The 18,969-nt window shown below is 60.3% G+C and carries 20 protein-coding genes and 1 pseudogene; 15 read left to right on the forward strand and 6 right to left on the reverse strand.

Annotation, left to right across the window (positions count from 1 at the left end; genetic code table 11):
• Nucleotides 1-29: 29 nt before the first annotated feature.
• From amn to HWX44_RS08330, 6 genes are all read left to right on the forward strand, one after another.
• Nucleotides 30-1,433 (forward strand): AMP nucleosidase, encoded by a 1,404-nt coding sequence (gene amn / locus HWX44_RS08305; RefSeq protein ID WP_175974138.1) that lies wholly within the window; start codon nucleotides 30-32, stop codon nucleotides 1,431-1,433.
• 53 nt (nucleotides 1,434-1,486) lie between these two features.
• Nucleotides 1,487-2,002 (forward strand): phosphoribosyltransferase, encoded by a 516-nt coding sequence (locus HWX44_RS08310; protein WP_046648620.1) that lies wholly within the window; start codon nucleotides 1,487-1,489, stop codon nucleotides 2,000-2,002.
• Complete coding sequence (locus HWX44_RS08315; protein WP_175974140.1) at nucleotides 2,002-3,450, forward strand: SulP family inorganic anion transporter; 1,449 nt, start codon at nucleotides 2,002-2,004, stop codon at nucleotides 3,448-3,450. The genes HWX44_RS08310 and HWX44_RS08315 overlap by 1 nt, the downstream gene beginning before the upstream one ends.
• A 117-nt stretch (nucleotides 3,451-3,567) precedes the next feature.
• Nucleotides 3,568-4,050 carry a ferritin gene (locus HWX44_RS08320; protein ID WP_046648618.1) on the forward strand — a complete coding sequence of 161 codons (483 nt, stop codon included), beginning with the start codon at nucleotides 3,568-3,570 and terminating at the stop codon, nucleotides 4,048-4,050.
• 64 nt (nucleotides 4,051-4,114) lie between these two features.
• Nucleotides 4,115-4,501: a hypothetical protein gene (locus HWX44_RS08325; RefSeq protein WP_046648617.1), complete on the forward strand. Its 387-nt coding sequence runs from the start codon at nucleotides 4,115-4,117 to the stop codon at nucleotides 4,499-4,501.
• Nucleotides 4,443-5,012: an HAD-IA family hydrolase gene (locus HWX44_RS08330; protein WP_049156695.1), complete on the forward strand. Its 570-nt coding sequence runs from the start codon at nucleotides 4,443-4,445 to the stop codon at nucleotides 5,010-5,012. Before HWX44_RS08325 ends, HWX44_RS08330 begins: the two co-directional genes overlap by 59 nt.
• Here the strand turns inward: HWX44_RS08330 and HWX44_RS08335 are convergent.
• Entirely contained in the window at nucleotides 5,009-6,085 is a 1,077-nt protein-coding gene (locus tag HWX44_RS08335) for an ROK family protein (RefSeq protein ID WP_175974142.1), read from the reverse strand. The genes HWX44_RS08330 and HWX44_RS08335 overlap by 4 nt on opposite strands.
• Nucleotides 6,086-6,182: 97 nt before the next feature.
• Here HWX44_RS08335 and HWX44_RS08340 point away from each other — a divergent pair, with 97 nt between their 5' ends.
• Together HWX44_RS08340 and HWX44_RS08345 are read left to right on the forward strand one after the other, a co-directional pair.
• On the forward strand, nucleotides 6,183-6,752 hold the full coding sequence (locus HWX44_RS08340; RefSeq protein WP_175974145.1) for an LOG family protein: 570 nt from the start codon (nucleotides 6,183-6,185) through the stop codon (nucleotides 6,750-6,752).
• Nucleotides 6,753-6,822: 70 nt separating this feature from the next.
• Nucleotides 6,823-8,484, forward strand: coding sequence for a DUF885 domain-containing protein (locus HWX44_RS08345; protein ID WP_175974147.1), 1,662 nt, complete (start codon nucleotides 6,823-6,825; stop codon nucleotides 8,482-8,484).
• Nucleotides 8,485-8,531: 47 nt separating this feature from the next.
• Here HWX44_RS08345 and HWX44_RS08350 read toward each other — a convergent pair whose 3' ends face one another.
• Entirely contained in the window at nucleotides 8,532-9,578 is a 1,047-nt protein-coding gene (locus tag HWX44_RS08350) for an AbrB family transcriptional regulator (RefSeq protein WP_254868144.1), read from the reverse strand.
• A 16-nt stretch (nucleotides 9,579-9,594) separates the two neighbouring features.
• On the opposite strand from HWX44_RS08350, the gene HWX44_RS08355 reads away from it, so the two are divergent.
• Nucleotides 9,595-10,371: a TSUP family transporter gene (locus HWX44_RS08355; RefSeq protein ID WP_374704006.1), complete on the forward strand. Its 777-nt coding sequence runs from the start codon at nucleotides 9,595-9,597 to the stop codon at nucleotides 10,369-10,371.
• Here the strand turns inward: HWX44_RS08355 and HWX44_RS08360 are convergent.
• Genes HWX44_RS08360 through HWX44_RS08370 form a run of 3 tightly spaced genes read right to left on the reverse strand, consistent with a single transcriptional unit; the run spans nucleotide 10,368 to nucleotide 14,330 of the window.
• Complete coding sequence (locus tag HWX44_RS08360; RefSeq protein ID WP_175974151.1) at nucleotides 10,368-12,557, reverse strand: ATP-dependent RNA helicase; 2,190 nt, start codon at nucleotides 12,555-12,557, stop codon at nucleotides 10,368-10,370. The two genes, HWX44_RS08355 and HWX44_RS08360, sit on opposite strands and share 4 nt — an antisense overlap.
• Entirely contained in the window at nucleotides 12,550-13,164 is a 615-nt protein-coding gene (locus tag HWX44_RS08365; RefSeq protein WP_369816117.1) for a sugar O-acetyltransferase, read from the reverse strand. Before HWX44_RS08365 ends, HWX44_RS08360 begins: the two co-directional genes overlap by 8 nt.
• A 23-nt stretch (nucleotides 13,165-13,187) precedes the next feature.
• The gene (locus HWX44_RS08370) at nucleotides 13,188-14,330 is read right to left on the reverse strand and encodes a Fic family protein (RefSeq protein WP_049156716.1); all 1,143 of its coding nucleotides are present in this window, start codon (nucleotides 14,328-14,330) and stop codon (nucleotides 13,188-13,190) included.
• A gap of 82 nt (nucleotides 14,331-14,412) precedes the next feature.
• Here HWX44_RS08370 and HWX44_RS08375 point away from each other — a divergent pair, with 82 nt between their 5' ends.
• On the forward strand, nucleotides 14,413-14,949 hold the full coding sequence (locus HWX44_RS08375) for an NADPH-dependent FMN reductase (protein ID WP_046648604.1): 537 nt from the start codon (nucleotides 14,413-14,415) through the stop codon (nucleotides 14,947-14,949).
• Between the two features lie 5 nt (nucleotides 14,950-14,954).
• Nucleotides 14,955-15,647: an SDR family oxidoreductase gene (locus HWX44_RS08380; RefSeq protein WP_175974152.1), complete on the forward strand. Its 693-nt coding sequence runs from the start codon at nucleotides 14,955-14,957 to the stop codon at nucleotides 15,645-15,647.
• Between the two features lie 201 nt (nucleotides 15,648-15,848).
• Here HWX44_RS08380 and HWX44_RS08385 read toward each other — a convergent pair.
• Nucleotides 15,849-17,064, reverse strand: a pseudogene (locus tag HWX44_RS08385) (IS3 family transposase).
• 61 nt (nucleotides 17,065-17,125) lie between these two features.
• On the opposite strand from HWX44_RS08385, the gene HWX44_RS08390 reads away from it, so the two are divergent.
• Genes HWX44_RS08390 through HWX44_RS08405 form a run of 4 tightly spaced genes read left to right on the forward strand, consistent with a single transcriptional unit; the run spans nucleotide 17,126 to nucleotide 18,968 of the window.
• Nucleotides 17,126-17,740 (forward strand): LysE family translocator, encoded by a 615-nt coding sequence (locus HWX44_RS08390; RefSeq protein ID WP_175974154.1) that lies wholly within the window; start codon nucleotides 17,126-17,128, stop codon nucleotides 17,738-17,740.
• Complete coding sequence (locus tag HWX44_RS08395; protein ID WP_046648682.1) at nucleotides 17,721-17,999, forward strand: RNA-binding S4 domain-containing protein; 279 nt, start codon at nucleotides 17,721-17,723, stop codon at nucleotides 17,997-17,999. Before HWX44_RS08390 ends, HWX44_RS08395 begins: the two co-directional genes overlap by 20 nt.
• On the forward strand, nucleotides 17,999-18,703 hold the full coding sequence (locus HWX44_RS08400; RefSeq protein WP_046648598.1) for a VOC family protein: 705 nt from the start codon (nucleotides 17,999-18,001) through the stop codon (nucleotides 18,701-18,703). The genes HWX44_RS08395 and HWX44_RS08400 overlap by 1 nt, the downstream gene beginning before the upstream one ends.
• The gene (locus tag HWX44_RS08405) at nucleotides 18,675-18,968 is read left to right on the forward strand and encodes an MGMT family protein (RefSeq protein ID WP_102234559.1); all 294 of its coding nucleotides are present in this window, start codon (nucleotides 18,675-18,677) and stop codon (nucleotides 18,966-18,968) included. The genes HWX44_RS08400 and HWX44_RS08405 overlap by 29 nt, the downstream gene beginning before the upstream one ends.
• Nucleotide 18,969: the final 1 nt, after the last annotated feature.

The raw sequence follows: 18,969 nt of genomic DNA on the forward strand, positions 1-18,969 counted from the left end.
GGGCTTCTTTCATGGATACACTCGCGGGCATGACCGACCTGCAGCATGTCCACTCCGTCAACGAAGCGGTTGCTCGTCTCTGCGAGCTCTATGACAGTTCCTGTGCGCTGGCACGTGAAGCACTGGCCTCAGGGGACCACGATGCCTACCGCCACGTGGTGTACCCAAAGATCACCGTGCATGTGCGTCAGTGGACTCCTATCGACCGCTCCGAGCCCTTCGGCTACGTGGACCAAGAGGGCCGCTACTCGGCAGTGATATCCAAACCATGGCTGATTCGTGATTACCTGATAGAGCAGCTCACGCGGCTTAGCAACAACTACCCGTGCGATCTCTACGTCGGTCAATCGGATGAGCGCATCCCGCCGGAATATATCCGGGGGATTACACAGATTCCCCAGGACCGTGGCGACATCCCCCGGCCCACCCTCGATGCGGTGCATGACGGAATCGTGGACGGCGCCTGGAAAGCCTTCCACGGCAAAGAAAAACCACTGTTCCATTTTGGTGCGCAGCGCTTCGACATCGCCTGCGCCCGCATCGAGCACTACACCGGCATCGAGGTGGACACCGTGCAGAAGTACATCCTGTTCACCAACTACGCCATGCACACCACCGAGTTCGTCAAGTTCGGCCTGCGCGAACTGGCGCGGGAAGACTCCCGCTACACCGCACTCGTGCTGCCCACGGGAGAGACCATCCACCCCAATGACGCGGTGCTTCTCGACGTCGACGAGCTCACCCTCACCTCCCGCTACCAGATGCCCCGCTTTGATCTCATCACCGCCGGCGGCGATGGCATCACGATGATCAATATCGGCGTGGGCCCCTCTAACGCCAAGACCATCACGGACTGCTTGGCGGTGCTGCGCCCGGAGGCCTGGATCATGATCGGACACTGCGCAGGGCTCGATGGCCGCATGCGCATCGGTGACCTCATCCTGGGCAATGCTTATCAGCGCGAGGACCACATCCTCGACGGCACCGTCACTACCAGCAACCCGATTCCCGCCATCCCGGAGATCCAACGCATGCTGGAGGCCGCCGTCGAAGAGGTATACGGGAAAGACAATTCGCTCATGCGCACCGGCACGGTGCTCTCCACCGATGACCGCAACTGGGAGTGGCGCACCTCCCGGGACTTGTGGGAATGGCTGCGACACTCCACTGCGGTGGCAGTAGATATGGAATCCTGCACCCTCGCCGCCAACGGCTACCGCTACCGCATCCCCTACGGCACGCTGTTGTCGGTCTCCGATCTACCCCTGCACGCCGTGCCCAAACTTCCCGCCCAAGCGCAGGCCTTTTATTCCAATTCGAAGGAGGCGCACGTCATGTGCGCGGTGCGCGCGGTGGAGGCCCTAGCGGAGAATCCGGAGCGGCTGCGCACCCGCAAATTGCGCCGAACGGTGGGAGAGGTTCCGTTCCGTTGAGGTTGATGATTAGACTGAGGGAAATGCACAATCTGGCGAAGGAGACCTAGACGATGAGCACCCCGGAGTGGTGGAACCCGGAACGCGAGAACCTGACGTGGGAGGTCTTCGGTGAGGCCAGTCGCTTCCTGTCCCAAGAAATCGTTGATTCGGGCTGGTTCCCGGATCTCATCGTGGGCGTGGCCCGCGGTGGATTGATCCCAGCCGGCGCCATTGGCTACGCCATCGGGGTCAAGGAGATGGGTGCTATCAACGTGGAGTTCTACACCGATATCGGTGAGACCCTTCCGGAGCCGATTCTCCTTAACCCGCAGCTGGATACGGATTCGCTCAAGGGCAAGAAGGTCCTCGTCGTTGATGACGTGGCCGATTCCGGCAAGACCCTCGACCTCGTGGTCAACCTGCTCGAGCAGACCGCGTCCGAGGTCAAGTCCGCAGTCATCTACACCAAGCCGACCACCATCTTTGAGCCGGACTTCTCGTGGAAGAAGACCGACCAGTGGATCAACTTCGCATGGTCCGTCCTGCCAGTCATCACGCGCGATGGCTCTTTCCAGGAAGGACATTAATGCCAGAAGCCTCCGCCGGTTCTTTCCGCGCGGCCTTTAGCTCGCCCGCCCGCTTCCGCAAGGAGGTGTTTGGCGGGCTTGCTGTTGCGCTCGCCCTCATCCCGGAAGTCTTAAGTTTTTCCATCCTCGCCGGCCTCGACCCTAAGGTGGGGCTCTTCGCCTCCGTCATCATGGCGATGTCCATTGCCATCACCGGCGGGCGCCCAGCCATGATTTCCGCCGCGGCGGGTTCTGTCGCCGTCGTCATCGCACCACTTGCCCATGAGCATGGCCTGCAGTACGTGCTGCTGACCATCTGGATGGCGGGAATTCTCCAAGTAGTGATGGCAGTGCTGGGCGTCGCCAAGCTCATGCGTTTCATCCCCCGCAGCGTCATGCTGGGGTTTGTCAACGCCCTGGGCATCCTCATGTTCACGGCGCAGCTGAGCCACCTGTGGCAGGTGCCGTGGCTGGTCTACCCCCTTGTCGCGCTAGGCCTCGTCATCATGGTGGTGTGGCCGCGGATTACCACGGTGATCCCCGCCCCGCTCGTCGCGATTATCGTGGTTAGCGCACTCACTGTGATTTTCGGCTGGCAGGTTCCCAACGTCGCGGACCAAGGCGAGCTGCCGACCTCCCTGCCCGGTTTTGTTATTCCGGACTTACCTTGGACGAAGGAGACTATTCTCCTCTGCCTTCCCTATGCATTGGGCGTTGCACTCGTCGGCCTTATGGAATCCCTGCTGACCGCCAAGCTTGTCGACGACCTCACGGATACCCACTCCGATAAGACGCGCGAATCCGTGGGCCAGGGCATCGGCAACATGCTCGCCGCGGCCATCGGCGGCATGGGCGTGTGCGCAATGATCGGCCAGACCATGATTAACGTCAAGGAATCCCAGGCGCGCACGCGCTTGTCGACGTTCCTCGCCGGCGTCTTCCTCCTCATCCTCATCCTCGTGTTGGGCGATACCGTAGGAAAAATCCCCATGGCCGCGCTCGTGGCGGTCATGTTCATGGTGTCTTTCCACACCGTGGATTGGCACTCGGTGCGCACGATTCACCGCATGCCGTTGAGCGAAACCCTCGTCATGCTCGTGACGGTGATTGGCACCCTGGTGACAAATAACCTGGCGGTCGGTGTGATCCTCGGCGTCCTGACCGCCTCGGTGGCCTTTGCACGCCGCGTGGCGCACCTGGTGTCGGTGGAGCTGGAGGGCAACGTCTACACCGTGCGCGGCCAGCTCTTCTTCGCCTCTTCGAACGATCTGGTCTACGCCTTCGATTACACCCTGCCGGTGGACAAAATCATCGTGGATTTCTCGGAGGCCGATATTTGGGATGCCTCGACCGTCGCGGTACTCGAGTCCGTGGAGAACAAGTACGCAAGCCGTGGCATAGCGGTGGAATTCCGCGGCCTCGATGGCGTTAGCCTCGCGCGCTACCAGAGGATTTCCGGTTTGAGTTAGGTAAACCTATCAGAAAAAGTGTTATGACGTGCGAGTTTGCTTAAGATCGCCTTGCTAGCGTGCCCGAATTTTTTCTGTATTGTGGGTAACACCAAACAGACGAAAGGAATCACTTTCATGGACGAGAAGCTGCAAACCCTCCTTAACGAGCAGGTCATCAACGAGCACGGCGCAGCCCTGATTTACACCCAGCTGGCCTACGAGATGGACAACCTGTCCTTCCCGGGCATGCGCGATTGGTTCTTCAAGCAGGCAGAGGAAGAGCGCGAGCACGCACAGAAATTTGCTGAGCACCTGCTGGACCGCGGCTACCGCGTCGAGCTGGGGGATATCCAGGTCGGCTCCGTCAAGGCCGCCACCCCGCTCGATGCCTTTGAGGCCTCCCTCGCGCATGAGCAGAAGGTCTCGGAGCAGATCCGGGAGATCGCCCGCACCGCGGATGCCGCCGGGGATCTCGATTCCCGCGCCCTCATCAACTGGTTCCTCGAGGAGCAGGTTGAGGAGGAGTCCACCGTGTCCGAGATCATTGACCAGCTCAAGCTGGTGGGCAATGACGGCTCGGGCCTGCTGCGCATCGATGGTTCGCTGGCGCAACGGTAACGAAGCCATATAGTTTGCACGAATTCTCCCACAGCCCCCTGCGGTTGGTGGGAGAATTTCTTTTATGACTACAACGCGCCTGATGCTCATTTGCGGTGCCCTGGCCGGCCTTGTGATCGCATTGGTCGGCGGCACGTGGCTGGCGGCAACGAACATGGCGCTGGGAACCTTCTTCTTTGCTCTTGCCGTCATGCTTGGTCCGTTTGCAGGACTTGCCCTCTTGTTGGGCGCGGCTGCGGCATCGACGGCGCTGAGCCGCTCCTTGTTTAGCGTGGGCGGCTTGTTCCTCGTGGGAGCGATCTCGACGTTGTGGGCCCACGGCACGCTGTCGCTTCCGCTTTTCGTGGCGGGCACCCTGACCGGCGCTATTGCGGTCTGGCTACACTGGGCGCATGGCCACTTTGCTCTTCGACCTCTACGGCGTGCTCATGCGGCCCGCTGGGAACGCTGAGCTGGAGGATTATCTCCGTCCCGAAAACCCGGAGCACTTTTGGTCGCTCTATGAGGAGTTTCGCCCAGCTTATAATTCTGGGCACCTGAGTGATTCGCAATATTGGGGGCGCATCCGCGCGCTGACTGAACTGGACTCCTTTGACGTCAGCCACGCGACCGAACTGGACACTGAGCGCCTGCTGGTTGCCGACTCACAGGTAGTTCGTGCGGTGCTAAACCTCATCGGTCAAGGCCACAGCGTCGGCATCCTAGCGAATGTGCCGGCGGTACTGGGAACCCGGATCCGCCAGACGCAGACCTGGCTTCAGGAATGCGCCGCCGTGACGCTGAGCTGCGATATCGGGGTAGCTAAACCAGATCCGGAGGCCTACCTCGTGGCCGTCGATGCCCTGGGCGCGCAGGCCAAGGACACGCACTTCTTCGATGATCGGCCCGACTTCGTCACTGGCGCGCAGCGCCTCGGGCTCAAGGCCCACCTTTTTACGGGCATCAATTCGATCCCTTTTTAGGCAGCTTTCGCCTCGCGGCCGAGCTCCAGCGGTACGCGCAGCAGTGGATCGAGCGCCACAGCGCGGGTGCAGGCGCGAACAATTTCGGTGTGCGAGGGGATCATGCGCAGCTCCACTGGGTGATCGGTGGCCTGGCGCACGGCGGAAGCAAAGAGCTTCGGGGCCGCCGGATCATCCGAGAAGGCGCCGCCGGCCACAACGAGAGTATCGGGCGTGTGCTCCGTCAACAGCTCAGCGGCGGTGGTGCCGAGGGAGCGCGCGCGATCGTCGAGAAGCGCTCGCGTCTGATCGTCAGCATTCGCCACCACGGCTGGGAACGAGTCTCCGCCGGTCTCATTAAGCATCGCCTGCGTGGCCAGGGCGTCAGCCCCGTCGAGTTCGAGCTGCACAATTTCATCGCCGACTGTGAGCGCAGCACCGACGGAGTCATCCGCGTAGAGCACCATGACGGGCTTTTCCGCGCCCAGCTCCGCGGACTGCGTCTCGGATCCCAGGATGGCGGGGATGACGGAAGACACGACAACCGGAACGCCGAACTGGTACTCCAGACGGCTGGCGATGTCCATCTCGTCCCAGCCCAGGTTGTGGGCAGTGATGCGTCCGGCCTCGTTGACGCTTCCGGAGGTGGTCACGCCGACTGAAACCAAACGGAGATCCAGGCCGGTCATCAGGCGATTGACACCAGCGATGATGTGCTCGATGACATCGCTTGCACTCAAACGCGAAACCGGGGTAGCCACGTCTTCCTCGCGGAGGGTGCGCCCCTTGGTATCGAAGAAGGCGATGTGGGTAAAGGCGGTACCAACCGCAATGCCGGCGAGCATCCAGTTATTATCCGCTATCTCTAGGGGCACGGTGGGGCGCCCGCGCCCGCGGGACTGAGTCAAATCCGTGCGCTCGCGAATCAGCCCAGCGCCCAGAAGCGCGGCAGTGGCGCGGGTAATCGTGGGCTGGGATAGCCCCGTGGCTTCGACAAGTTCACTGCGGGTCACAACGGGATTGAGTCGAATGATGTGGAGGCACTTCGCCGCCGGGGTGCGGGGGCGAGTGAACACGGGACCAGATTTAATCATGGCGCAAGTATAAATTCACCAGACCGCATTGTCTAATAGAAATTGGGATTCAGTAGACATCATAGTCTAGAAGTGTGCCTGCGTTAGAGTGGTGTTCATGGATTCTGTTGCTGTGTACTGCGGCTCCGCCGTCGGAAACTCTGAAGCCTATGGCCAATCCGCACACCTTTTGGGGGAGGAGCTCGCGCGGCGCAACCTCACCCTGGTCTATGGCGGCGGTGACGTGGGCCTGATGGGCATCGTCGCGGATTCCTGCTTGGCAGCTGGCGGCACCGTCATCGGAGTAATCCCGCGGCAGCTCGTCGATTACGAGATGTCACACCAGCGGGTTACCAAGCTCGAGGTCGTGGACACCATGGCGCAGCGCAAAACGCGCATGGAGGAACTCGCGGATGCCTTCGTGTGCCTGCCGGGCGGTGTGGGAACTCTAGAGGAGCTCACCGAGGTGCTTACCCTGCAACAATTAGGCAACCTCGATGGCCCGGTGGGCCTAGTAGACGTCAACGGTTTCTGGCAGCCGTTTATAAACATGTACTCCGCAATGGTGCAGGAGGGGTTCGTTCAAAAACGCTTCCTCGACGCGCTCGTGGTCAGCCCGTTTCCAGCTGAAGTCCTGGATCAATTTGCATCATGGAGGAGCCCGGGAAGTAAGTGGAGCAACAATTAGCTAACAACCTGGTAAATAAGGCGGTGCTGGGTTGGCCCAACCCCCTGGATCTTCGTTAGACTTCGCCCTTATGAGTTTTGACCAGAACGCAGAGCGCCAGCCTTCGCTGCTGGACGCGTCGTGCGATAACTTCGTCCACGACCTCGCGCAGCTCACGCCCACCGATGCCACCGCGTGGGGAATCCCCGGCTTCGACGGGGAGTTGGAAGATTTCTCCCCGGAGTACTACTCCTCCGTGGCGGATCGCACTCGTGAGATGATGGCGGATCTCGACGCCCTCGATGACACCACCGACGAGTCTGATGATGACGATGACTTCGATGAGGTGGACTACGTCACCGCCGCCGTCTTGCGCGACCGTCTCTGCCTGGATCTTGACCTACACCATGCCGGTGAGGACATCCGCTGCCTTAACAACATTGCCTCCCCGGTGCAGACCATCCGCGACACCCTCATGCTCATGCCGAAGGACACCCCGGAGCAGCTTGATGCGTTGCGCTCGCGCCTGTCGAAGGTGGCGGCCTCCCTCAACGGCTACAGGGAGTCCCTCACGGAGGCGGCGTCGCGTGGCATGGTGGCGCCGCAGCGCCAGATCTCCGATGTCTTCGTGCAATGCGAGCGGCTTGCCGACGCCGGCTCCATGCTCGAGGACCTTGGCGTTGAGGGCCCAGAGGTGGACGCGGCCAAGGAAGCCTTCGGCGAGTTCGCCGATTGGCTCTCAAACGAGCTGCAACCACAAGCACCATCGCAAGACGCGGTGGGTCGCGAGCGCTACGAGCGCTTCTCCAGGCTCTTCGTCGGCGATGTCGTGGACCTCGATGAGGCCTATGAGTGGGGCATGGACCAGGTGCGCTCCATCAAGGCGGAACAAGAAAAGATCGCCCACGAGCTCTATGGCTCCGACGTCACCGTGCGCGCAGCTATGCGCAAACTCAACGAGGAGGAGCGTTACCAGCTGCACGGCACCGACGCGTTAGTGGAGTGGATGCAGTCCACCGCGGACCGCGTCATCAAGGACCTCGACGGCACCGCCTTCGACATCCCGGAGGCGGTTAAAGAAATCGAGTGCTGCATTGACCCGGCCGGCACCGGCGGTATCTTCTACACCTCGCCGTCTGATGACTTCTCCCGCCCCGGCCGCATGTGGTGGTCCGTACCGGCTGGCCAGGAGCTTTTCCACACCTGGCAGGAACTAACCACCGTCCACCACGAGGGCGCGCCGGGCCACCATCTGCAGATTGGTGCCGCGCTGACCCAGCCGGATCTCAACCTATGGCGCCGTGCGGTGACGTGGAACTCCGGCCACGGTGAGGGCTGGGCTCTGTACGCTGAGGCACTCATGGCGGAGCTGGGATACATGGATGATCCGGGCTTCCGCATGGGGCTTCTCGACGCCCAACGCTTCCGCGCCGCCCGCGTCGTGGTGGACATCGGACTCCACTTGGGCAAGGCGCTGCCGGATTGCACCGCGTCCGGTGTCTGGGACAAGTCCCACGTCAAGACCTTCATGCGTGAGAACACCGCGATGGACGATGCCAACCTCTCCTTCGAGGTCACCCGTTACCTGGGCTGGCCGGGCCAGGCGCCGTCTTATGCCTTGGGCCAGCGCCTGTGGCAGCAGACCCGCGACGCCGCAGTCGAACAGGGGATGGACGTACGTGATTTCCACTCCCAGGCATTGGCTCTGGGCTCAGTGCCGATGTCGATCCTGCGCGAGACGATTCTGGACTAGCTGTCAGACTCTTGGATTTATCCACTAGTGACTCTGTGATTTATCCACTATCGGCGGAATAGCCGCAAAATCTGCGGCAGGTAGCCGGCGATGACCAGCCCGATGAGGAGTCGAATAATCGGCACGGCCACCACGGCTGGTCCTGCGCCGCCTTCTGCCGATAGCGCGAGCACCGTCTCCAGCGCGCCGGGTGAGGTGGCGAGGTAAGCCTCGAAGTAGGTTATGTCCAGCCATGTGGTCAAAGGCACAGCAGTGAGCGCGCACACGCCGATCACGACAATGATGAAGAGGATCGTCGCCGGTAGCTGCTTGGCGAAGGCCCGCAGTGCCGGTACTGAAAGCCCGCCACCGCAGACCCAGCCAATGGACATAAACGCCATGATCTTGAACACGTAGAGCGGCTCCAGAGTGTGGCCGGCTGGAATAACCTGCGCGACCAGCACCGTCACGATGAGCGGCCCCAATACAGCAGCAGCGGGCAAACGCACCAGCTTGCCCAGCTGTTCACCAACCACAGCGATGGCGAGGGTCAGCAGAACTACCCACCACGTGGCCTCGCCGTCGACGCTCATGTCGACACCGTGACCAGCGGGGGCATCCAACAACGACACCACCAACGGCAGCGACACCGACACCGCCAGAAGGCGCAGGTATTGCGTCAGCGCCACGTAGCGGTAGTCCGCGCCGAGCTCGCTAGCTAGTGCCGGCATGAGGGAGGCCCCGCCCGGCAGCATCGACAAAATACCCGTCTCCCAGGAAATATCCTTCGGCTGCGAACGATGCAGCAGAACACCGCCAGCGACGCCGATTAAAACAGTAATGAGTGACATCGTCACCGCGGCTGGCACAAAGCCGATGAGGGTGGAGGCAGGAACTAAGGTCAGAGGTATGCCCGCCATCATTCCGATGAATCCGCGGGCGACAGAATAAAAGTGCTCATTAACGGCGAGTTCTTTGCCCGTCGTCAAGGCCATGGCTCCCGAGACCACGATGGCGCCGAGGATCCAGGCTGCGGGTACGTGAAGGTAGCTAAACAATGCCCCGAGTGCTGCTGACCCCGGGGCCACGATGACCCATCTCGTACGAACAGACATGGAATCGAGTTTAATGATGGACATGGATTTCGGATTAAGTGGTTGGGCGATTCTCACCATTGGCGCTGCCGTGGCCGGATGGATCGATGCCGTCATTGGTGGCGGCGGGCTCGTGCTCATTCCGCTCATTCTGGCGGTCGCGCCCCAGCTTGCACCGGCTACAGCCCTGGCCACGAACAAAGTGGCAGCGGTCTCGGGCACAGCATCTGCTGCCGTAACGCTCGTCAAGAAGGTCCGCCCGCCGAAGAGCGAGCTCATCCGTATGGGCCTTATCGCCCTCCTATGCTCCGGGCTCGGCGCTGCAGCAGCCGCACTCATGGACAAGGACGTCATGCGGCCGGTCATCATCGTGCTCATGGTGGCAGTCGGCATTTTCGTGGCCTTTCGCCCAGACTTCGGGAGCGGCGAAGGAGACGGTATCCGCGGCGGCTGGCGCACGTGGACCGGGTTAGCCGCCGTGGCGGCCATTGCCTTTTACGACGGTATTTTTGGGCCCGGCACCGGCATGTTCCTCATCATGGCCTTCACCGCCATCTTTTCCCAGAACTTCCTTACCTCCGCCGCGATGTCCAAGGTGGTCAACACATGTACCAACGTCGGCGCGCTCGTGGTCTTCATCGTGGGCGGGCACGTGGTATGGGGCCTAGCACTTGTTCTCGCAGCGGCCAATATCATTGGTGCGCAGCTGGGCGCGCGAACAGTGCTCGGCGGCGGTGCGAAGCTCATCCGCTATGCACTCCTCACTCTCGTCGTGGTGATGAGCGTGTACCTGGCCTGGCAGCAGTGGGGTTAAATCCTGTTCTTCGTCTTTGCGGTTGCCACCGCATTCCACGGATCCTCCGGCCACGGGTGCTTGGGGTAGCGCCCGCGCATGTCCGCGCGCACACCGGCATAGGGCCCGGACCAGAAGCTCGCTAGATCATCGGTGACGGCAAGTGGCCGGCCGGCGGGGGATAACAGATGAAATTGCACGCGATGGTCGCAGTATTCGGGAGACTCCGCCAACCCAAAACATTCCTGCAACTTGATGGAGACCACGGGGCGCTCGCCGGACCAATCGATCTTCGCAGCACGTCCGGACGGAACCGATAACCGTTCCGGCGCGAGCTCATCCAAGCGGCTAGCTTCGGGCCACGGCAGCAGACGCTGCAGCGCCGGGTACATGTCTGGGCGCTTCCCCTCAGCGAGTTCGTGCAGCTCCGGCTCCAGCCAGCTCAGATCATCACCGTCCACGTCCGGCCATGGCTCACCGTATGCAGCGTGTAAGTGCCGCATACGCTCCCGCAGGTTCTGGGCCTTGTCGCTGAAGTGAAACAGGTTTAAACCCTGTCCGGAGTTGCGTAGTGCCTCCACCGCCTCATCACCGGAGACCTTCACTGGGGTTTCCGACAGCACGATGGCGCCTGCCGCACGCACCCGTACGCCGCGCACTTTGGGGCCGTCGAGAAAAGCTCGGGTTTCCTCCGTCACGCCGATGATCTCGAGCGCGTCCTTTTCCGCAATCGGCACTGCTTCACGAATGATGGCGTTTCGAGATTGTGCCAACGACACCTCCGCCACCGCCAACCACTCGTGACCATCCTCGAGAAACCGCGCGCGGGTGCCACTCGCCAACAAATACTCCTTGTCACCTACGCGCTTTGCCACGAACTCCGGGAAGGCAGTTGCGACCACCACGCCTGGGTCCACCGGACCTTTGTTGGGCACCAGGCGGGCAAGCCGCTTCGGATCCGAATCATCCAGGCGGGCAATCGTCTGCGCCGCCCCCGCACCGTACTTCAACAGTGCCGCGCCCCACCGTGGGTGCGTCGGCAGTAGCGCCAGCTCTTCGCCAGCGTTGAGCAGATCTAGGGTGCGGTGGGCGTCGGCAAGCGCGGGTGCCGGTGCTTGATCAAGCAACGGGAAGTCCGGCCCCGCGCCCCAACAATCCATGAACAGCGCCGCCTGCGTGAGGTCCGCGGATAGAATCTCCGGAATCACATGCGGGGAAAAGTGCTGGTAGTCCTCCTGTGAATAGCAGCGGACGACGGTACCCGGCGCCTCACGCCCGGCACGTCCGGCGCGTTGATCGGCGCTGCTTTTCGACGTCGACACCGTCACCAACCCACTCATCCCGCGCTGCGCATCCCGCTTGGGGACGCGGGACAACCCAGCATCGACGACGGTGCGCACACCCGGCACGGTCAGCGAAGATTCGGCGATGGAGGTGGCCACCACGATGCGCTGTTCTCGCGTATACAGCGCAGCGTCCTGCTCCTGCGTGGTTTGGCGGCCATGGAGCGGAAAAACGTTGTGGCCGCTCAAGGCATCACACACCAGGTTGACCTCGCGAACTCCCGGCACAAAGACCAGCGTGGACTCGTGCTGCCGCGCGGCAACCCTCGCCACGCCTTTCCAAAAGTCTCGATCTCCCGCAGCGCGCCCCGGAATCGGTTCATAGGAAATGTCGAGCGGGTACGTTACGGCCTCGGTGGAATGGATGGGCGCATTCCCCATGAGCTGGGAGAAGCGGGTGGCGTCGACAGTCGCGGACATGGCAATAACCCGAAAATCATCGCGGAGCTGCGCCAACTCTAAGCACATACCGAGTACGAGGTCAGTATCGAGCTGGCGCTCGTGGACCTCGTCGATGGCCACGGCACCAACGCCAGAGAGTTCCGGATCCCGCAGCAAGCGGCGCAACAGAACGCCGGGGGTAACGAATTCAACGTCCTGACCCTTCCGGGAATCACCGCGCACCGCATAGCCGATGCGCTGGCCTGACAACTCTTGAAGGCGGTTTGCCGCAGCACGCACAGCTACGCGGCGCGGCGCGGTGACGAGAACCTTGCCCTCTACTTGGTTAGCCAGCGCCGGCGGAACGAGCGTGGTCTTACCCGTGCCGGGCGGAGCCTGGACTACGACGTGACCGGCGGAAGGCAGAGAATCGATGGTCTCCAGGACGGGTAGCCCCTTGCCGATCGCCTTGAGATCAAACATCGAGATCCTGGCGCTCCCACCTATCTTCGTTGTCCTCCAGCGTGCGCACCACACGACCGGGTTGACCCAGCACCAGTGACCTATCCGGGATATCTGTGGTGACCAGTGTGTTCGCTCCAACGACACAATCCTCGCCGATGGTCACGCCCGGCAGCACCGTGACGTTGGCGCCGAACCACGTGTTGCGCCCGACGCTAATGGGCTTCGCAATCTCCCAGCCCTCCGCCCGCATCTCATGATCGTTGACGGGGTGGCCCACCGTGATGAGCGAGCAATTCGGCCCGATCATGACGCGGTCTCCGAGGGTTACAGGCGCCTGCGCCAGGATTGTCGCACCAAAGTTGATGAACACGTCTTTTCCGATGGTCACATTGCAGCCATACTCGACGTTGAGCGGCGTGTGCAGCCCGGGAACCTCGGACTCGGGCGACAACAGTTCCCGCAAAATCTCCTTCGCGCGCTCTGGGTTGGTGTTTTGCAGCTCATTGAGCTCCTTGGCCAGCAGGAAGCCGCGTCGATGTTCGGCGCTAACCTCCTCGTTGACACTGGGCATGAACCACTGCCCGCTGGTCATGCGTTCAAAGGATCCTTCGTCTGGGTGATGCATGTCAGCCATCCTATTCCCTCCTCTTAGTCTCGAGTCAGAACATCGAGAGCGGCACGGTGAAGGAAAACCTTGGAGCGGCCTTGTTGGATTTCTTCTAGGATTCCTAAATCTACGAGATGCGCCAGCCACGCGCTGGCGGTTTGGCGTTTGACGAAGCCCGTCTCTACCACGTCAGTAATGCGTACATAGGGCTTGATAAGAATGAGCTCGGCCATCTCGAGGGGATGGTTAATCACGCCCGCAGAACGTATTCGTTGCGCAGTGTTTTCCTGGATAGCCCGAAGCTGGGTAATCATCGAGGAGGCGTCGGCAGCCGCTGCGTGAACGCCGCGGATCATAAAAAGAAGCCAGTTTTCCCATGCTCCCTTAGCTGTCACAGCGTTGAGATGGCGATAGTAGTCTGCTTTGTTTCCGACGATATACCCGGACAGGTACAAAACCGGCAGCTCAAGAAGATCTTCTTGGATGAGGTAGAGGACGTTAAGGATTCGTCCAGTGCGCCCATTGCCATCGTAGAAAGGATGGATTGCTTCAAATTGATAGTGAAGCAGTGCCATCTTTACAAGGGAATCAACGTCGTGGCTGCAATATATATAGTCCTCCCACGCTGCGAGATGGTCCTCGATAATCTCCCTTCCTTCAGGTGGGGTGTAGAGCCTCTCCTTCGTTACAGGGTTACCGATAAACGTGCCCGGAAGTGAACGCACCTCGGCCTGAGTATCTAGAAGGGTGCTGCATACGATTTTTGCTGTCTTTTCTGATAGAGGTCGCTGCGATAGTGAGGAAAGTCCAGCGTGGAGCGCGGCGTTATAGCGAAGAGCCTCCTTGGTGGCAGGAGTCGGCTCGGCATCGACGTGCCACGCCGCACGGAAGAGCTCGTCATTAGTGGTGACGATGTTCTCAATCTCGGAGGAAGCACGAGCCTCACGCAGTGGAATCGTTGAGGTGATGATCTCCGGGTTAGGGATGAGCTGGCAGGCCGTACGCAGTTCAGCCAGTTTTTCCTTAGCATCGATGATGGCCTTAAGCACGGGAACGGTTTCCACCACTTCTGCAGGGGGGAGGGGTGGAAGCTCATTGTAGGGGGTGTCCGGGCTATAGGTTGGCATGGTAAAAGAATAGACATGTTGAGCAGATATGTCGATTTTTTTCAGAATTTTCGACATATCTGGATGACTTGTCGATTGCGTCGACATATCGGCGTACCCTCAGACGTTGACGTGTTAACAAATTAAGAAAGGCATCCTTATGGCGAAAATCGGCATCATCCTCGGCTCTACCCGCGACGACCGCGCCGGACTGGCCATCGCCCAGTGGGTCACCGACCTCGCTCAGGGGCGCGACGTGGACTACGAGCTCATTGACCTCAAGGCCTTCGACGTTCCGATCCTCACCACCTCCGTCATTCCTATGGCGGCAAACAAGAATTACGAGGATCCGCAGGTGCAGGCTTGGTCCGATGCTGTCGATTCCTGCGACGGCTATATCTTTGTCACCCCGGAGTACAACCACTCCGTGCCGGGCGCTTTCAAGAACGCCGTCGATTCCCTCGGCGCCGAGTGGGTAGGCAAGCCGATTGCGTATGTGGGCTACAGCTTCAGCGGCGGCATCCGCGCGGTAGAGGCGTGGCGCCTCATCATGGCGAACTTCTCTATGAAGCAGCTGCGCACCCAGCTGGATATCTCGCTGAATACCGACATGAAGGATGGCACCTTCACCCCGGCTGATTTCAAGGCCGGGATCGTCGAAAACATCTGCGCCGAGCTGGAAGAAGTCCTATCCTAGGGCGCATGGAAAAGGTAGCAGTCGTCACAGGAGCATCGTCGGGGATCGGGGAGGCGTCGGCAAGAGCGTTGGCGGCCGACGGTTGGCATGTTGTCGTCGGTGCGCGTCGCGTAGAGCGCCTTGAGGCCCTCGCGAAGGACATCGGCGGCGAGGCGCACGCCCTCGACGTAACCTCGGACGAGTCCGTGGCTGAGTTCGTCTCCCACCTCGACCGCGTGGACCTCTTGGTCAACAACGCCGGTGGCGCGAAGGGCTTGGAACCTCTCGTGGAGACCACCGTAGAGGACTGGCAGTGGATGTACGACGTCAACGTCCTAGGCACTGTCCGTATGATCCAAGCCCTCATGCCGAAGCTGCGGGGTGGGCTCATCATCAACATGGGCTCCGTTGCCGGTTGGAACGTCTACGAGGGCGGCTCCGGCTACAACGCCGCTAAGCACGGTGTGCGCGTGATTTCCCGTGCACTTCGTATCGAGGAGCACGGCGTTCGTGTCACCGAACTCGACCCGGGCCGTGTAGCCACGGCGGAGTTTTCCCTCAATCGTTTTCGGGGCGACACCGAACGTGCTGTACAGGTGTATGACGGCGAACTCAACCTCACCGCAGAAGACATCGCTGAGGCCGTGCGTTGGGTGGCCTCGCTGCCGGAGCACGTCAACATTGACACCATGACCATTAAGCCGCGCACGCAAAGCTAAATTACCTGTTTCGCTGCAGGTGAGACGCCTCTTATAGTGGCATGCGTTAGTGAAAACACATGTGAGTATGGGGGTGTTAGATGGCATTCAGCGCCATAGTGGCCTTAATGGGTGTGTGGTTCGCGGCGATGGCCTCGCCAGGACCAGACGTGGTGTGGGGTTGCCCGCAAATCGTGGACACGTAGTGGAGCTACCTAGGGGTTAGGCAGCTATTTCTTTTCTGCTGTTGATTGCGCCGGCGTGGTTCTCGAAGTCGACGGGGCTGACCATTCCGAGTGCAGAGTGCCGGCGCCGACGGTTGTAGACGACTTCAATCCAGTAGGCAACGGCCTTACGTGCGGCATCACGGGTAGGCCATCGCTTACGGTCGTAGAACTCGGTTTTAGCGTCGACCAGAACGACTCGGCCATCGCGTTATCGAAGCACACACCAGTACGCCCCACAGACTGGGCAATGCCTAGTCTGCGGCAGACCTCCCAGAGCTTCTCGCTAGTGAATTGCGTTCCACGGTCAGCGTGAAACACCAGCCCATCAGGAACGTCACCGCGCAGCGTATGCGCCATCCGCAGGGCCCGTTCAACCAGGTGTGTGTCTTGAACACTATCCATAGCCCAGCCCAGTACCCTGCGGGAATGACCATCGCGGACCGCGCACAAATACAACCAGCCCTCGCTGGTGCGCAGGTAAGTAATATCTGACATCCACACCCGATTCAGCTCACCAGTATCAAACATGCGCTTGACCAGGTCAGGAAGAGTTGACTTACGCTTGGATTGAATCGTTGTCACCGGAACAAACGCACGCGGTGAAATCCCTTCAATGCCCATCATGCGCATCCGCTTCGCCACAGTCTTACGGTTAAGCGAAATGCGGTAGCGCTCGGCAAGCTCTGCGGTGATCCGCGGAGCACCATAAACCTCATCAGAGTCTTTCCAAATCTGATGAATCTTTCGGTCAACATCATCGTAAAATGCAACACGATCATCCTTTCCGGATAGTCGTTTCTGCTGCACATGGGCCCATTTGTAGTATCCAGACCGAGACACTTTTAATAGCCGTGCCATGCGCTTGATGCTGTAGTTCGCCTTCTCCTGCCGCATCAATTCGAACTTTTCTGCTCGCGTTGCTTCGCAGCGAAGAAGGCCGTCGCTTTTGACAAAAACTCATTATCCATCTTGGCCTCTGCCAACTCACGGCGCAGACGAGCATTCTCAGCACGAAGATCAGCCTCGCTCATCCCATCTGAGGCTCCTCGGCGTTCACGCTCGAGTTTGACCCACCGGCCTAAAAGCCCGGCGGAAACACCAATCTCTTTAGCCACATGGGCAATCGGGCGCTCTGACTCGATTACCAGGTTCGCGGCCTCACGCCGGTACTCAGGCGTGTACTTCTTGCGCTGTTGACTCACAATGAACATCCTCTCTTACGGACACAAGATCCGTACAAATAGGGTGTCCACTAAACGAGGGTAACCTCAGGTGCAGATTATTCGTTTGGGTGCACGCTCTACGCGCGCGGCGGTGTGGGCCGCAATCGGTAGCACCACCGGCTTGATGATGTGGACCGTTGCTTCGCTAGCGGGGCTTACCGCATTGATTTCGGCGCACCCGGAAATCCTGGTGGCGCTGCAGGTTGCCGGCGGCAGCTATCTGCTGTGGATGGCTTTTTCTGCCATCAGCGGTGGCATCAAAGAGCGCCGTGCACCGGCAACTATGAACCCTCAACCGCGCGGGTTCACCCCGGATGGCATCATCAGACTCGGCACGGCGTACCGCATGGGCCTGGTCAGCGACCTTTCCAACCCCAAGGTTCTGATTTTCTTCGGCGCTATCTTTGCCAATTTTATCGATCCGGACATGGGCTTGAGCGCCAATGCCACGGTTGGTTCTGTGTTGGTTATAGAAAGCCTCATTATTTTTGTTGGTGTCGCGCTGTGTACTCGTGCGGTGTCGAAGTGGATGGCGAAGAACTCCGCCAGTGTCGATATCTTTAGTGGCGTAGTGTTTGCCCTGCTTGGCGTCATCATTCTGGTGGAGGGACTGCTCAGTGCAGCCGCTGGGTATGCTGGTCAGCATGCTAGAAGTCTCAATTAAGGGAGAATCCATCAAGCTCGGCCAGTTCCTCAAACTGGCATCCTTGGTCGCCACCGGGGGTGAGGCCAAAGAACTTATCGAGCAAGGCCAGGTCACCGTCAATGGGGAAGTGACTAAGCAGCGCGGTGCAACGCTGGCGCTTGGCGACGTCATCTGCGTCTCCGACACCTGCGCCCGCGTCGTCGAAGACGACGACGATTATTTTGATGAGGCCACCGCCGATGATGACTTCGACCCGGAGAAGTGGAGGAACCTTTAATGCCCGCCTTTGAAGCAGAAGTAGGAATGCCCTACTGGATTACTCTGGCTAGCTCCGACGTGAAGGCTTCCGAGGAGTTTTATTCCGCCGTGTTGGGCTGGGAATTCGAAGAGGGCATTGCCCGTCTGGAGGGCCTGCCGATCGCGGAGATCGTCCCTGGCCAAGACACTTGGGCAACGTACTTCCTTTCCCGCGACTTGGAAGCCGACTGCGCCCGGGTAGAACAACTCGGCGGCAAGATCCTCGCATTAGGCGCGCCGTTGGCGCTTGTTCTGGACAACAGTGGTGCCATGTTTGGTTTGACGCAGCCGGAGCTCGACCGCTTCGTTGCTGGCGGCGAGCCGGGGACCCCGGTATGGCACGAGCTGACGGTCTCGGAGAATTTCCACTCGACGTTGGACTTTTATGGCGAGCTCTTCGACTGGGAAATCCGTGGTGATGAGCACTACGCGGTTGCAGAGGAGGAAGGCGCTGCCTTTGCCGGGTTCTGGCACGCGGAGGGCTTGCCGAGTTTCTGGCAAACCTACCTGGGCGTGCGGGATATCGACCAAGCGGCGAAGGCTGTGGTGGATAACGGCGGAAAAATCATTCGCGAGCCCCACGATTCACCATTCGGCCGCCTGTGCCTGATCGAGGATTCCACGGGTGCGGCCCTGACCTTGTGTGAGGTTGAGGATGCCCCCGAAGAACCCATCGAACTCTAGGGTTACGGAGGTTGTGCGCCGCATACCGCCCGGCAATGTCTCCACATATGGCGAGATCGCAAAAGTGGCGGGCGTCGGCCCACGGTATGTGGGCTGGGTGATGTCGAAAAGCACAGAACTGCCCTGGTGGCGGGTGGTTAACAGTACCGGCCGCGCCCACACTTCCGCCGCCCAAGTCCATTGGGATGAAGAAGGTATCCCACACCGTGGGGACCGCGTGATCCTTTCGAAGTGCGGTCTGGATGCGGCGGATCTGGGAGGGTGAA

Origin of the sequence: Corynebacterium sp. Marseille-Q2823, assembly GCF_903645345.1 — a bacterium.
GTDB classification, from domain to species: Bacteria; Actinomycetota; Actinomycetes; order Mycobacteriales; family Mycobacteriaceae; genus Corynebacterium; species Corynebacterium hiratae.

Bases quoted from the DNA above. Each gene is read 5' to 3' on its own strand.
- amn (WP_175974138.1), top strand. From the start codon at position 30: ATGACCGACCTGCAGCATGTCCACTCCGTCAACGAAGCGGTTGCTCGT.
- HWX44_RS08310 (WP_046648620.1), top strand. From the start codon at position 1,487: ATGAGCACCCCGGAGTGGTGGAACCCGGAACGCGAGAACCTGACGTGG.
- HWX44_RS08315 (WP_175974140.1), top strand. From the start codon at position 2,002: ATGCCAGAAGCCTCCGCCGGTTCTTTCCGCGCGGCCTTTAGCTCGCCC.
- HWX44_RS08320 (WP_046648618.1), top strand. From the start codon at position 3,568: ATGGACGAGAAGCTGCAAACCCTCCTTAACGAGCAGGTCATCAACGAG.
- HWX44_RS08325 (WP_046648617.1), top strand. From the start codon at position 4,115: ATGACTACAACGCGCCTGATGCTCATTTGCGGTGCCCTGGCCGGCCTT.
- HWX44_RS08330 (WP_049156695.1), top strand. From the start codon at position 4,443: ATGGCCACTTTGCTCTTCGACCTCTACGGCGTGCTCATGCGGCCCGCT.
- HWX44_RS08335 (WP_175974142.1), bottom strand. From the start codon at position 6,085: ATGATTAAATCTGGTCCCGTGTTCACTCGCCCCCGCACCCCGGCGGCG.
- HWX44_RS08340 (WP_175974145.1), top strand. From the start codon at position 6,183: ATGGATTCTGTTGCTGTGTACTGCGGCTCCGCCGTCGGAAACTCTGAA.
- HWX44_RS08345 (WP_175974147.1), top strand. From the start codon at position 6,823: ATGAGTTTTGACCAGAACGCAGAGCGCCAGCCTTCGCTGCTGGACGCG.
- HWX44_RS08350 (WP_254868144.1), bottom strand. From the start codon at position 9,578: ATGTCTGTTCGTACGAGATGGGTCATCGTGGCCCCGGGGTCAGCAGCA.
- HWX44_RS08355 (WP_374704006.1), top strand. From the start codon at position 9,595: ATGGACATGGATTTCGGATTAAGTGGTTGGGCGATTCTCACCATTGGC.
- HWX44_RS08360 (WP_175974151.1), bottom strand. From the start codon at position 12,557: ATGTTTGATCTCAAGGCGATCGGCAAGGGGCTACCCGTCCTGGAGACC.
- HWX44_RS08365 (WP_369816117.1), bottom strand. From the start codon at position 13,164: ATGCATCACCCAGACGAAGGATCCTTTGAACGCATGACCAGCGGGCAG.
- HWX44_RS08370 (WP_049156716.1), bottom strand. From the start codon at position 14,330: ATGTCGAAAATTCTGAAAAAAATCGACATATCTGCTCAACATGTCTAT.
- HWX44_RS08375 (WP_046648604.1), top strand. From the start codon at position 14,413: ATGGCGAAAATCGGCATCATCCTCGGCTCTACCCGCGACGACCGCGCC.
- HWX44_RS08380 (WP_175974152.1), top strand. From the start codon at position 14,955: ATGGAAAAGGTAGCAGTCGTCACAGGAGCATCGTCGGGGATCGGGGAG.
- HWX44_RS08395 (WP_046648682.1), top strand. From the start codon at position 17,721: ATGCTAGAAGTCTCAATTAAGGGAGAATCCATCAAGCTCGGCCAGTTC.
- HWX44_RS08400 (WP_046648598.1), top strand. From the start codon at position 17,999: ATGCCCGCCTTTGAAGCAGAAGTAGGAATGCCCTACTGGATTACTCTG.
- HWX44_RS08405 (WP_102234559.1), top strand. From the start codon at position 18,675: ATGCCCCCGAAGAACCCATCGAACTCTAGGGTTACGGAGGTTGTGCGC.